Consider the following 246-nt stretch of genomic DNA (forward strand, 5'->3'; position numbering starts at 1 on the left):
CGCAATTCGTTCCCATTGATCATCTCTCAACATCAGTCGCAGCATCGTTTCATTCTTTAAAATCTAGAATGTAAACACACTTCGGGAAAAGTTAACAGCTTTTTATATGTCAACACGCCCTAGTCCAGCTTCGCCGTGCAAGGTATATTGCTTTACCCAATTACGCACGAACGAGGGATTAATTTCATATTGATGAGCAACGGCTTGATAACCCGCTGAACCTTCTTGATACCGTTTAACAACGGC

Annotated in this window: 1 protein-coding gene; it reads right to left on the reverse strand. The window is 42.3% G+C overall.

All coding sequences use genetic code 11. The features are described from left to right. Nucleotides 1-102: 102 nt before the first annotated feature. On the reverse strand, nt 103-246 hold a 144-nt coding region (locus ACO0KV_RS18460; protein ID WP_423044619.1), incomplete at its 5' end, for a transposase.

Origin of the sequence: Undibacterium sp. RuRC25W (assembly GCF_049339825.1) — a bacterium.
Taxonomy (GTDB): domain Bacteria; phylum Pseudomonadota; class Gammaproteobacteria; order Burkholderiales; family Burkholderiaceae_D; genus Undibacterium.